8 protein-coding genes are annotated in these 13,026 nt (G+C 59.6%); 1 reads left to right on the forward strand and 7 read right to left on the reverse strand.

The window, feature by feature from the left end; all coding sequences use genetic code 11:
* Window positions 1–358: 358 nt before the first annotated feature.
* Window positions 359–1,402, reverse strand: coding sequence for a potassium channel family protein (locus Mal15_RS12575; RefSeq protein WP_167546759.1), 1,044 nt, complete (start codon window positions 1,400–1,402; stop codon window positions 359–361).
* A 518-nt stretch (window positions 1,403–1,920) separates the two neighbouring features.
* Here Mal15_RS12575 and Mal15_RS12580 point away from each other — a divergent pair.
* Window positions 1,921–2,595: a CDP-alcohol phosphatidyltransferase family protein gene (locus Mal15_RS12580; protein WP_147868085.1), complete on the forward strand. Its 675-nt coding sequence runs from the start codon at window positions 1,921–1,923 to the stop codon at window positions 2,593–2,595.
* A 135-nt stretch (window positions 2,596–2,730) separates the two neighbouring features.
* Here the strand turns inward: Mal15_RS12580 and Mal15_RS12585 are convergent, their stop codons facing one another.
* From Mal15_RS12585 to cysD, 6 genes are all read right to left on the reverse strand, one after another.
* On the reverse strand, window positions 2,731–5,043 hold the full coding sequence (locus tag Mal15_RS12585) for an AMP-binding protein (protein ID WP_147868086.1): 2,313 nt from the start codon (window positions 5,041–5,043) through the stop codon (window positions 2,731–2,733).
* Window positions 5,044–5,428: 385 nt separating this feature from the next.
* On the reverse strand, window positions 5,429–5,878 hold the full coding sequence (locus Mal15_RS12590) for a hypothetical protein (protein WP_147868087.1): 450 nt from the start codon (window positions 5,876–5,878) through the stop codon (window positions 5,429–5,431).
* 513 nt (window positions 5,879–6,391) lie between these two features.
* Window positions 6,392–7,882: a sulfatase family protein gene (locus Mal15_RS12595; protein ID WP_147868088.1), complete on the reverse strand. Its 1,491-nt coding sequence runs from the start codon at window positions 7,880–7,882 to the stop codon at window positions 6,392–6,394.
* Window positions 7,883–8,176: 294 nt separating this feature from the next.
* Window positions 8,177–9,595, reverse strand: a complete 1,419-nt coding sequence (locus Mal15_RS12600) for a serine hydrolase (RefSeq protein ID WP_147868089.1) — start codon at window positions 9,593–9,595, stop codon at window positions 8,177–8,179.
* Between the two features lie 201 nt (window positions 9,596–9,796).
* Complete coding sequence (cysN, locus tag Mal15_RS12605) at window positions 9,797–11,737, reverse strand: sulfate adenylyltransferase subunit CysN (protein ID WP_147868090.1); 1,941 nt, start codon at window positions 11,735–11,737, stop codon at window positions 9,797–9,799.
* A gap of 79 nt (window positions 11,738–11,816) precedes the next feature.
* The gene (gene cysD, locus Mal15_RS12610; protein WP_147868091.1) at window positions 11,817–12,728 is read right to left on the reverse strand and encodes a sulfate adenylyltransferase subunit CysD; all 912 of its coding nucleotides are present in this window, start codon (window positions 12,726–12,728) and stop codon (window positions 11,817–11,819) included.
* Window positions 12,729–13,026: the final 298 nt, after the last annotated feature.

The raw sequence follows: 13,026 nt of genomic DNA on the forward strand, positions 1-13,026 counted from the left end.
ACTTCAATTGGCTGCAGCGGAGACAAATAGTCGCAGAGGGCGCGTGAAACTTGTCACGCCGCCGATCCGGGCGCGGAAGATTTTGCATCGGGATGTAAAAACTGCGTCAACATGCCTCGTGCACGGTCGCTCCTGCGTCGGTGGGAGTCAGGAGGGGAGTGGCAGAATGATGCGGGGCAGAATGATGGGGGCAAGACGATGGGGGTGGCGAGGGCTGGCGTCAGACGGCTGAACGTACGATGAACGTACGGAACTGCAGCTTTCTCAATCGCCGAATTTCCCCGCTCTGGCGAGCTTCGCTACGGTGGGTGTTCCACGCTCTGGCGAGCGTAGCTACGGCCCATGCGTTGCTGTCCCGTTAGACCGCCAGCGGGACCGCCGGTTCGGCGGATTGGATCGGATCACCGACGGAATCGTCGCACAGCGGTGCCAAGTCTTCTTGATGGGACAGCATGACCAGTTTGTCGTTGCCGCGGATCTCGTCGCACATCTTGGGGTTCTTGATGACGTCGCCGTTGGCGCGTTTGACGGCGACCACCACCGTGGCTCCGTCGCCGCTGGTTTCCAGATCATGGATCGTCGCGCCGACGAAAATCGATTCCTCGTGGATTTCGATCTCGACCATTTGTAAACCGAACACGTCCAGGTCCTGGTTGAGCCGGTTGAAGGCTTGCTTGTTTTCCACGATCGATTCGACCGTCGGGCAAGCGATCTGGTGGGCGATCCGTGTCGCTCCGATCATCGTCGGCGACACGACGCCATCGGCCCCGCTGCGGATTAGTTTTCGTTCGGTCGTCGGGCACTCGCAGCGCGCGATGATTTGGATTTTCTCGCACAGCTCACGCGCCGTGAGGGTCACGAACACGTTGTCGGCGTCTTTGGGCAAGACGGTCGCCAGCACCGAGGCCCGCTCGATGCCGGCTTGCTGCAACACCTCTTCCTGCGCCGCGTCGCCGGCAATCACCAACGTGCCGTGTCGTTCTGCATCGGCCAGCCGTTCAGGATCGCAATCGATCACGACGAACTTGACGCCCAAGTGATCGAGTTCATGGATCAGATTTCGGCCCATGCGACCAAACCCGCAGACGATCGCGTGCCCCGACAACGCGTTGATTTCCTGGCTCATCCGTCTCGCTCCCATCGCCCGTTGAATCTCCCCTTCGGCGATCATCTGTACAAAACCGCCCAGGACATAAAGGGCGGAACTGCATCCCGAAATGATGACCGCCAACGTGAACAGCTTCAGACGTGGGTCGTCCACCGGATTCACTTCCCCATAGCCGACGCCAAAGATGGTGATCACCACCATGTAGAGCGCATCGATGTACGACCATCCCGCCACGACATAGCCGGCGATTGCGATCAAACAGGTGGAAACCAGGACGGTCAGACCAACTCGCATTTTGTGAATGGAAGTTGATCCGTTCATCGCATCGTGTTTCTCGCCACTTGTTCGGCGACGCTCCGGTGTCGGTCTGAATTGCCTATCCGACTTTTGGTGCCGAATAGTCATCGAGCAAGCGGGGTGCGGGAAAAACCTCAGCCGGGCAGATTCGCGGGCGCGGTTGATTTGTCACAGCGTTGAAAAGCGGGGCATTGGGTAGCGTGGTCAGGGGGGAATCGAAAAACAACACGGATAGCAGCGCGAGCCCACGGATCCGCGACCGCATCCCATCCGTGGGTTCGCGCTGCCATCGGTGGGCATCAAGCGTCCTTAGGATTCGGGGCGACCAGGGAGGGGCGTTTTGGCTCGTAAGCACGCAAGCATCACGAATCGACCCTCCCCTCGCTGCGCTCGACCCTCCCTTCCACGGAGGGTTTTGTCTTAATCGTGCGCGAGTTTTTCGCCCGTCGGGGCTCCTTTGAATTGGATCGCCGGTTTCGGCGAATGTAGATGACTCTCATTGGAAGGTCCCAACGATGTCGGCACGTGTCTCCCATAGCCTGATCGACCCGATCATTTCTCCGAAATTGCAATCGCTGTATCCGTACCTGCGTATTCCGGCAGTGTTCCCTCCCGAGGGAATCGTTTTGGTCGGGCACCTGTCGGCGATCATCGGCGCGGTCGGGTTGGCGTTTTCGACGACCTATTGGTGGTGCGGAATCATCGCCGCGGCGGGAATCCTGGGCAACCATCTGGCAGATTGTGTGGATGGCACGCATGCCCGGCGAACCGGTCAGTGTCGCAATGGCGGTGAACTGCTGGATCATTTCACCGACCCGCTGTCTTTCGCGTACTACCTGATCGGTATCGGCGTCGGGTGCGGACGATTGGACTTGGCGATCGTCGCGGTGGTTTGCCTGTTCGCGATCGCGGTGCTGACCAACATCAAGGCAAAACTGGTGGGCGAGTTCACGCTTTCAAAATTTGGTCCGACCGAATTCAAGGCACTGCTCAGTTTGATCGGGATTGTGACGGCGGGAGTTTGGTTTGTCCCGCAGGTCGGGGTCACGCCGGTTCAGTTCCTGTTGGTGGCCTACGTCGGCCTGATCGTTGCGGGATTGGTCCAACTGCCTATCCAATTGGTGCGATCGATCCGGGAAGTGAATGAAAAGGGCGACGCACCGGACACGTCAGAGTGGCAGTTGAAGTGACGCTGATGATTCGTGCCGAGGGTCGCCGTGTTCTCCGAACTCGGTGCGGCCGCGAAAAAGCGAAGCTTTGCCGTGTGCCGACCTCGGAGAGGACGGCGACTGTCCAGTCGAACCCGAAAACGAAGCGGCCGTAAACTACGCGCTTCCGGTCAGCTGGAGCGCCAGGTCTTTGGCGCCCTTGAGGTCCAGTTTGCCGGTTCCCAGCAGTGGGATCTGGTCGACTTCGAAGAACGAATCGCGTGACGGGATGAACAGATTCGGCAAACCGGCTGCTTTGAGATCGGCCAAGATCTCGTCGACCTGCTTCTCCAAATGGCGATGGAGCACGACCAGCCGTTCGCCCTTCTTGCTGTCGGGGACGGCGGTGACGCAAACCATCAACGCGTTCTCTTCGTCGTTTGCAGCAGCTCCACATTGCTCGGTCGATGCGGGGTGGTGGATCGACTTGGAAATCTCCTCTTCCACCTTCAGGTGCGGGACCATTTCGCCGCCGATCTTTGAGAACCGACTCTGTCGTCCCGTGATGTGAATGAAACCTTGAGCGTCGATGTTGGCAATGTCGCCGGTCGTGTACCAACCGGACCGGATCGCCTTTTCCGTCAGTTCCTTTTGATTCGCGTAACCGGTCATCACATTGGGACCGGCGATCAACAGCATGCCGTCTTCCCCGGCCGGCAGCTCGTCACCTGATTCCTGGGACACGACTTTGGCGCAAACGCCGGGCAGCGGACGGCCGACGGAACCTTCGACGCGATCAATCTGGAATGCCGCCGGCGATCGACTCGGCGGGATGTTGACCGAAACCAGGGGGCTCAATTCGGTCGTCCCGTAACCTTCGACGGGACGGATGCCGAAGGTGTTTTCGAAGGCATCGAACAGGTCGGCGGGCATTTTTTCGGCACCGACGATGCACGTGTTGAGCGTCTTGAACTGTTCCGGTTTGATCCGTCGGATGTAGCTGCGCAGGAACGTCGGTGTCCCCAGCAGCACGGTCGCGCCGTATTTTTCGGCCAGCTTGCCGATCTGGCGTGCATCAAGCGGGTTGAAATGGTAGACACCGCAAGGCCCCAGCACTTGTGCCGCCCACAACGTGACGCTGTAGCCGAAGGAATGGAAGAAGGGCAGAATTCCCAAGACGACGTCGTCATCATTCAGGCGGATGGCCTTTTTGATCGCGTCGACGTTGTGGCTGATGTTGGCTTGGCTGAGCATCACGCCTTTGGGCATGCCGGTCGATCCGCTGGTGAAGATCACGGTCATCAAGTCATCGCTTTTGACCCGGTGCAAACCGAGCATGCGTCGCAGCAGGGCGGCCGGAATCAGATTGGCTTGAACGAACGCGATCGCCTTGTCGGCCGCGGTGACTTTTTCGCGCAGCGTTTCCGCGGTCACGATGTCTGAATCGATCTCGATGTTCACCTTGCTGAGGAATCGATCGCTGGTCAGGACATGCCGGATGCCGATGTCGTCGATGCAATGGTTGATGACGGGGCTGGAAACGGTGTAGTTCAGGTTGGCCGAAACACGGCGGTCGAGCGCCAGGGCGACGTTGACGATCACCGCGCCGGCGCTGGGGGGCAGGAAAACACCGACGTTGGTCTCGTCTTTGGACAGCACCTCGCGCCGCAGGACGCGACGCAGCGCGAAGGCCCGCGTCAACGCCTCGCGGCCGCCAAGTTCGGTCCCCATCGAGTCGGCGATTTGCAGCCGTTTGCCGCGATGCCGCCAGCTGCGGATCACCGCAGCGGCCAGCACCGGGAATTCGTCGCGATGATCCGTCTGGGCACGCGCATGGAGCTGATTGACTTGCGATCGGACCAGCTCAATCGGCGTGTCGTTGGGCAGCGGTTTGCCGATGTACAGTGTCAATCGTCGACGGAACTTGTCCGGCCATTTGAAGAAAAACTTCCCGCCGCTGAAGCTGAAGATGCTTCCCCACATGCCGTCCAAGTAGACCGGAACGACCGGCGCATCGTGGCCTTGAAGGATCTTGCCCATGCCCGGCTTGAAGGCCTGGAGCTGACCCGTCCGTGTGATCGTGCCTTCGGGAAACAAACCGACGACATCACCGGACTTGAGCGCCTCACGCGCCGCTTTGAGCGCCCGCATGATCGATTTCGGATTGGCGAGCATCAAAATGGTGTCAAAGGCCGCGGCGAGCCACTTGGCAAAACCCGATCCGAAATTGGAGCCATCGACGACGAATCGAACGTTCCGCGGCATCATCCACAAGATCACGATGCCGTCGATCCACGACACATGATTGCTGACCACCAGGTAGCCGCCCGACGTGGGCAGATTCTCCACGCCGATCACGCGTTTGCGGTACAGCAGCGCCAGCATCGGTCGAAAGACGGCGCGGACGAACAGACGGGGCAGGTAAACCGCGATCGCGGCCAACGAGAGGAGGGAAACGATGACGATTCCCAAGACGTACCAACCACCCATGCGCTGCGTTCCTTGTCTGTCGGGTTTTGTCCGGGACGGTGAAGGGGAAACCGTGGGGCGGCAAGCGTTTCAATGCGCAATGCCGCCGCTCGCGGCGTCAACCCAAGAGAATAGGGTATGGGGGTTGTGCTGAGCAACCGCAGCAGCGAACGCATGCGAGGCGAGATGCGGGAAGAAGATTTTGGGGTAGGAAGATTTTGGGGTAGGAAGATTTTGGGGTAGGAAGATTTTGGGGTAGGAAGATTTTGGGGTAGGAAGGTTTTGGGGTAGGAAGGTTTTGGGGTAGGAAGGTTTTGGGGTAGGAAGATTTTGGGACTCGTCCATGGAACGCAGCGCTGACGCTAACCCTGGCACCTCGCCTGCTCGCTGAGAATCACGAACGCGCTCAGCTACCCGCCTCGGACGATGCGGGTTTTGTGTCGGCCAGATTGGGGTTGAAATCGAGCGTCACGTCCCAGAAGCCCGGGCGTCCGACCAGGTTGGCCAGGCAGATCGAATGGATGCGGTCGTAACCCAATTCGCATATCCGGCGGTGCAGACGTAAGGCGTCGTTATGACTGAGATGCCCGATGGTCTTGCCCGCAATTTCGACGCGGATGGCGTTGGGGAGACGGTGTTCGGTATCGGACACCAACGCCGCGTCGCTCTGCCGCTGGTACAAGTGGCGTTCCTCATCCTTGCGAGTCCATTCGTTCGAGGTCGCTTTCCAGAACGCATCTAAACTTTTCGTCGACAACGGCGACACTTCGATGTCAAAGTTGCCCGGTCCAAACAATCGGATTGCCAACACTCGTGGAGGAGCGGGTTTGGACAAGAGACGCTGCAAGAACTTCATCGATCAATTCCTCGGCGGCTAGAGAAGAGGCACTAACCTAGCATCTCGGTCCGACCGCTGTGTCACCGCCCGGTCCCGCGGTCGGTTCAGCCCCCCTTCCGTCGCCGGGCCGGCCGGGCTGTGCAATCTCTGGATTCTGCGGTGGTTCAGAAGACAAGCGAAAGCATTCCGCGATGGACGGTCGACTCACAGCCGCCATCGGGCGACAAAACATGAGTGACATCAGCCGATTCGCGCAAGCGTTCGGGCTCCCAAGCATTCGGGCTCCCTGCGCTTGGGACGTCTAGCGTTTGGGCCCCAGCTTCGATGCTGGACCGTAGGCTGGCGCGCAAGGGCACCTACTTTATGAGCCGACGGCGCTAGCCGCGGGCCTTGGATTGCCCTGTGAGATTTGTAAGGCCCGAGGCTAGCGCCTACGGCTCTTGAAACGCCCGAGGCTAGCGCCTACGGCTCAGTTTGCGATCGAAAGTAGGTGGCATTGGGCTGGCGCCAAACGGCTGATCCCGAGAGGGTTTAGCGGATCGCTTTATCCGGCAGCGCGGTTCCGATGCCGGCATCGATGGGCATCGTGTCGGTGCCAGGGGCGAGTCCGACGGCCTTCATCGCCCGCAGCAACCGCTGCTCCATTTCGGCGATCGTTTGTTGGTGCGACGGATCGTTGATCAAGTTGGTCGATTCGGCGGGATCGTTTTGCATGTCGTACAGTTCGGCCATGTGGCGATCGGGGGATCCGTCGCCGTGCGGGTAGCGAATGTACTTGAATCGATCGCCGCGGACCGAACGCACGTTGGGCGTGTAGGGGAACTGCTTTTCGTAGTTGTAGTAGTACAGCCATTCGGTGCGCCACTGGCTGTCATCGCCCGAGATCAGCGGTTTGATCGAGCTGCCGTGGATCTTGGTCAGCTGGTCGGCGCCGGCGGCGTCCAAAATGGTGGGAGCGACATCGGTCGTCAGCACTTGCTGTTTGATCCGCATCGGACCGGACTCTTTCGTCCAGCGGGGATAGCGAATGATCATCGGAACGCGGGCGCTGGCTTCGTGGGCCGTTCGTTTGTCGACCATCCCGTGTTCGCCTTCCAACAATCCGTTGTCCCCCATGAAGACGAACATGGTGTTGTCCAATTGGCCGGTCGCTTTCAAGTGGTCGACCAAGCGACCGACGCTGTCGTCAATCGACAGGATCGTGCCCCAGTACGCCCGGACCATGCGGGCAAAATCAACCACGCCGCTCGCTTTGTCGTTGGGAAACTCCTTTCGCCAATCAAAGATCGGTCCGTAGATCCCGTGCCACGTCGACAGCCGCTGGGTGATCCATTCCGGTTTGTCATCGAGTTTGAACGACGAGTGTGGATAGTTGACTTCGACGTCGTCAAACGTGTGTTCGTACTTCGGCTCGGGGAAATAAAAACTGTGGGGCGCCTTCTGGCCGATCATCAACATGAACGGCTTTGAGTCATTCTCAGAACGATGCTGGTCGATCCACTCGATCGACATGTCGGTCACCACGGTGGTGTAATATCCCGGTACGACGCGGCGGCCTTTTCCGTTGAAATTGAACTCGGTGTCGAAGTAGCTGCCTTGGCCCTTGTGGGTGACGAAGTGATTAAACCCCGGACGCGGTTCGTCGCTTTTTTCGCCCATGTGCCATTTGCCGATGTAGGCGGTTTGATATCCGGACTCCTGCAGCCGTCGAGGAAAACTGTCCAGATCGGCAGGGTAGTCGGTGAAGTTGTTGGTGACCCCGTGGGCATGGGCGTACAACCCGCTCAGGATCGTCGCGCGGCTGGGCGAACACAGACTGGTCGTGCAGAACATGTTCTCGAAATAGATCCCCTCGGCGGCCAGTCGATCGATGTTGGGGGTCTTCAGGTGCGGGTGCCCGGCACAGGAGAGTGCGTTCCAGCGGATGTCGTCACAGAGCATGACGACAACATTGGGGCGATCGTCTGCTTTGGAGGAAACGGTCAGCAGCGCGAGCAGGCAACAGGCGAGAAGTGATCGCATGGCGAGGCAACGGGAGCGAGGGGGGAAATCAAAGGTGTATTTGGCGGGTAGCAGTTTAGCAGCTTTTACCAGGGGTGCACGTGGCGGCAGGCGGTGTGCGGCGGGCGGTGTGCGGCGGAGGCACGCCGACATCGCGTTCCTCCACATTATCCACTTGTTCCCGGGCTCTGCCTGGCAACACACTGACCTTGGAGGCTCCGCCTCGCGCCGGCGGGAAACAGGTGGCGGAGCCACACGGCCATTGCGTTCCACGGCGGAGCCTGGGAACGAGGGTGAGTGGTGCCGAGTGCTTCGTCAATCGCCGTCGGATGGCTCGATGCGTTTGGCAACGAGTCGAACGCCGTTTTGAAAGAGTTCCACCGAGTCGAATCGTCCGTCGTTTGCGTCTTTGAACGTCAGCGTCGCCTGGACGACTTTGTAAAACCACTCCGTCTCGGATTTGGGGAAGACCTGCAGGGCAGGTTGTCCGGTCAGCTGCACCATCAGACGATCATTGACCACATTGATGTCGAACACCGCTCCGGGGGCAAGTTGGTACCGGCCTTCACAGCGTTTCATTTTTACGACCGGTACTTTGACGGCCGACTCGAACGTCCGCGGCTCTACCGGTGCGCCGGCCAGCATGCGGATCAGGTCTTCGGCCAACCGGTCGACTTCCATGGTCGCGGTGTTGGTCAGCAAGACGACGGCCGCGGGGATTTGGCGATTGACGAACAGCATGGCGTGGAACCCGCCGGTTTGTCCGTTGTGCCAACGCGTCGATCCGTCTCGTGCGAGATGCCAACCCAGCCCCATCGCAAAGTCTTTGGCGTCGCCGGCACGGTGTTGCTTCCACGCCAGTTGAATCGCTTTGCCAAGATCGTTGTCGGGCGGATCAAGGTTGGCTTTGGCGAACCGCAACATGTCTGTCACGGTGCTGCGGATCCCGCCGGCGCCGGGCATGTCAGCGAACTCCCAGGTCGAACGTGGTTTGGCAAGCGCATCGTGTCCGGTCGCAAGCCGCTGTAGCACGTCGTCGTTGCCGGTGACCGTGGTGTCGGACATCCCCAACGGTCCGGTCACTCGCTGGGAAAACAGTTCGTCATATGATTTTCCGGCTTGTCGACAAAGCAGGTAGCCGAGGAAGGAAACGGCCAGGTTCGAATACTCCATCGCGTCACCCGGGTCCCGCGTCAAGGAGTACTCGTTGAGGAACTCCAAGGCGAGATCGGAGGTGTAGTCGGCATACGGGTTTTCGCCGCCGACGTTCGTCATGTTGCTGGGCAGACGCGGCAACCCCGACCGGTGAATCGACAGGTCCAGCAACGTAATCGACTTGCCACCGGACTCCGGCATCCTGGCCCCGTCGGGCATCAGCTCTGCGGCGTCTTGGTCCAGTTTGACTTTGTTTTGGACCACTGCGTCGGCGAGCAAAATCCCCGTGAAGACTTTGGTGACGGACCCGATTTCATAGACCGTTTGGTCGTCGGGCGCCGGACCGTCCTGGGACGTCTTGCCGAAGTGAAAGGTGGCGGCCCTGTCGCCCGCGATCAGACCGAGAGAAAGTCCGACAACCAGCTCGTTGTCCAAGTAGGGCTGGACGAGGGATCGAACCCGCTGGCGTGTCGCCGGGTCGTTCAGGTCGGGGGGCGCGGCGGAGAGGGCGGTGGGGATGATGAGCAGCAGGATGCAAAAAAATGCGGGGACGACAGCGGCCCGGAGACGGTGGGTCATCGAAATCTCTGTACGGATTCAGGGCGTTGCATGTCGGTCCCCATGACTGACGCGGGCCGACGGACCACACGATCATACCACCTGCATTCGGCAGCCGCTTCTCCGAAGTGCGACTCCAAAGTACGACGGCCCTTCCGGGCGGTCGTGCGATCGCTGCGGAGCAGCGAGGGGGGAGTCGCCTAAAGGCTAGACACCAGCGCGCTACTTGATGATGCCCTTTGCTTTCAGTGCGTCGATGATTTGGCTCGCGCATTGATCGATGGATTGCTTCGAGGCGTCGAGGGTGACATCCGGGTCGGTGGGGACGTCGTAGGGGGCGGTGACACCGGGGAAGTTCAGCAATTCGCCGGCGTCGGCTTTGGCGTACTGGCCCTTTTCGTCTCGCTGGCGGCAGACTTCGACGGGCGTGGCGACGTGGACGACCAGGAAGCGGTTTTCGCCGATCACGCGCGCCACCTTTTGACGCACCTCTTCGCTGGGGGCGACGAAGCAGGCGATGCAAATCAATCCGGCTTCGTTGAGCGTGTGCGCCAGGTGGGCACTGCGGCGCAGGTTTTCACTGCGGTCGGCGGCGCTAAATCCGAGGTCTCGAGACAACCCTTTGCGGACATGTTCGCCATCGATGACCGAGACGGCGCGGCCGCTTTCGAACAGTTTTCGTTCCAGTGCTTGGCCGATCGCGGTCTTGCCCGATCCGGTCAGTCCGGTCAGCAGGACGGTCGCGGGTTGTTGGCCGAAGCGGGCGATCCGTTCTTCGTCGGTGACCGCAGAGACGGCTGCGTTTTCGTCGCCGCCGGCGGATTCTTCGTCGTCCCAAACCGATTTCGCTGAACCGTCGCCTGACTTGTCCAGGATCATTCCCGCGGCGACGGTCGCATTGGTGATGCGGTCGATCACGATGAACGCGCCGGTGGAACGGTTGCGGCGATAGGCATCAAAGTGGATCGGGGCGGACAGCGAAATACCGACGCGACCGATCGCGTTGAGTTCCAGTTCCGGGGCCGGGCTGCGGTGCAGCGTGTTCACGTCGACGCGGTAGTTGAGCGTGTCGATCGTGCCGGGAACGGTTTGCGTGGTGTGCTTGAACAAGTACGTCTTGCCGGGAACCATCGATTCTTCGCCCATCCAAACCAACATGGCTTGGATCGAATCGCGCGACTTGGGAAGGTTTCCCGGGCGGACGATCATGTCCCCGCGTGACGCATCGATCTCGTCTTCCAACGTCAGCGTGACCGAAAGTGGGGCATAAGCTTCTTCCAGCTCTCCTTCATAGGTCACGATCGATTTCACTTTCGATTTTCGTTTGCTCGGCAGCACCATGATCTCTTCGCCGGGACGAATGATCCCCGAGGCGATCGTGCCGCAGAAGCCGCGGAAATCCAGGTTCGGTCGATTGACCAGCTGGACGGGAAAGCGGAAGTCTTGCAGGTTGCGATCACTGCCGATGTAGACCGATTCCAGGAAGCCCATCAGCGTCGTGCCCGTGTACCAGTCCATCGATTTGCTGCGATCGACGACGTTGTCTCCGTTGAGGGCGCTGATCGGGATGAAATGCAAATCGGGCAGGTCCAAGCGTGTGGCGAAGGAGCGATAGTCGTTGCAGATCGCCTCGTATTTCGCCTCGTCGAAATCGATCAGGTCCATTTTGTTGATCGCGACGACGACGTGTCGAATCCCCAGCAAGGAAACGATGAACGAGTGCCGCCGGGTTTGCGTCAGCACGCCGTGCCGCGCGTCGATCATCAAAATCGCCAGGTCGGCGGTCGACGCGCCGGTCGCCATGTTGCGCGTGTATTGCTCGTGACCGGGGGTGTCGGCGATGATGAACTTTCGTTTGGCGGTGCTGAAGTAACGGTAGGCGACATCGATCGTGATGCCCTGTTCGCGTTCTTCTTTCAGCCCGTCCATGAACAGCGACGGGTCAAAATTTCCGCCGGTCGACCCCTGTTTGGCGGAATCCGATTGGACCTTGGCCAATTCGTCTTCGTAAACGAGTTTGGAGTCATAAAGCAAACGCCCGATCAGCGTGCTCTTTCCGTCGTCGACGCTGCCACAGGTGATGAACCGCAACAGTTGCTTGTTCTCATGTTGCTTGAGATAGGCGTGGATGTCGGTTGCGATAAGGTCGGACTGGTGAGACATGGATGAACGTGATGTTGAGTGGGGTGTCGCTTGGGGTGGCCGGGGCCGAGTTGTCGAAGTGCAGGGGGAAAGTCGACGGCTAGAAATAGCCGCGTTCCTTTTTCTTTTGCATTCCCACGCCGCCTTCGTCCTTGTCGATCACGCGTCCCTGTCGTTCGCTGGTCGTCGTCAGCAACATTTCTTGAATCACGTCCACCAGATCGGTCGCTTCGGATTCGACCGCGCCCGAGAGCGGGTAGCAGCCCAAGGTCCGGAACCGCACCATCTTTTCCTCTTCGACCTCGCCTTCCAACAGCGGCATGCGGTCGTCGTTGCGCATGATCAGGATTCCGTCCCGCTCGACGACCTTGCGTTTGGTCGACAGGTACAGCGGCACGATCGGGATATTTTCCAGGTGGATGTACTGCCAGACGTCCAGCTCCGTCCAGTTGCTCATCGGGAACACGCGGATCGATTCCCCTTTGTTGACCCGCGCGTTGTACAAGTTCCACAGCTCGGGACGTTGGTTTTTGGGGTCCCAGCGGTGCCCCTTGTCGCGAAAGCTGAAGACGCGTTCCTTGGCCCGCGATTTTTCTTCGTCGCGGCGAGCCCCACCGAACGCGGCATCGAAACCGTATTTGTCCAGTGCCGCCTTGAGCGCGTCGGTCTTCATGATTTCGGTGTGCCGTTCGCTGTCCTCCCAAGGTTTGATGTCCAGCTTCAGCCCTTCCTCGTTGATGTAGACGATCAGGTCCAACCCCAGCTCTTTGGCGACATAATTGTCACGGAACTCATACATCTCCTTGAACTTCCACGTCGTGTCGACGTGCAGCAGTGGGAACGGCGGCTTGGCCGGAGCGAACGCTTTGCGTGCCAGGTGCAGCAACACCGCGGAGTCTTTGCCGACGCTGTAGAGCATCACGGGATTCTGGAATTCTGCGGCCACCTCACGAAAAATATGGATGCTCTCTGCTTCCAGTTGCTTGAGGTGGGTCAGGTTGTAATCCGACATCAGGACGCCGTAAGGGTGGGGAATCTAACTTAAGTGACCGCCAAGGTTCGCTCGGCTAGGGGAGTGAGGGGGAGTATACGTGCCGCGTGCGGATTTTCAGAGTGGGTTTCAGGTTTCAGGTTTCAGGTTTCAGCGACACCCGACATTTTCTCTAGTCCTCGGTTTTCTGTTCTGCCCTCCTCTTTCCGCGGACTCCCAACTCCCAACTCCCAACTCCCAACTCCCCACTCCCCACTGACTCAAAACCTGAAACTCGAAACTCCCCCCTCCCGTTGCCATCCGGGATGCTGGGGCTTAG

The sequence above is a fragment of the Stieleria maiorica genome, from assembly GCF_008035925.1.
Classification (GTDB): domain Bacteria; phylum Planctomycetota; class Planctomycetia; order Pirellulales; family Pirellulaceae; genus Stieleria; species Stieleria maiorica.

What these genes read in the sequence shown, in the direction of transcription:
- Mal15_RS12575 (WP_167546759.1), bottom strand. Translation starts at nt 1,402, where the DNA reads ATGCGAGTTGGTCTGACCGTCCTGGTTTCCACCTGTTTGATCGCAATC.
- Mal15_RS12580 (WP_147868085.1), top strand. Translation starts at nt 1,921, where the DNA reads ATGTCGGCACGTGTCTCCCATAGCCTGATCGACCCGATCATTTCTCCG.
- Mal15_RS12585 (WP_147868086.1), bottom strand. Translation starts at nt 5,043, where the DNA reads ATGGGTGGTTGGTACGTCTTGGGAATCGTCATCGTTTCCCTCCTCTCG.
- Mal15_RS12590 (WP_147868087.1), bottom strand. Translation starts at nt 5,878, where the DNA reads ATGAAGTTCTTGCAGCGTCTCTTGTCCAAACCCGCTCCTCCACGAGTG.
- Mal15_RS12595 (WP_147868088.1), bottom strand. Translation starts at nt 7,882, where the DNA reads ATGCGATCACTTCTCGCCTGTTGCCTGCTCGCGCTGCTGACCGTTTCC.
- Mal15_RS12600 (WP_147868089.1), bottom strand. Translation starts at nt 9,595, where the DNA reads ATGACCCACCGTCTCCGGGCCGCTGTCGTCCCCGCATTTTTTTGCATC.
- cysN (WP_147868090.1), bottom strand. Translation starts at nt 11,737, where the DNA reads ATGTCTCACCAGTCCGACCTTATCGCAACCGACATCCACGCCTATCTC.
- cysD (WP_147868091.1), bottom strand. Translation starts at nt 12,728, where the DNA reads ATGTCGGATTACAACCTGACCCACCTCAAGCAACTGGAAGCAGAGAGC.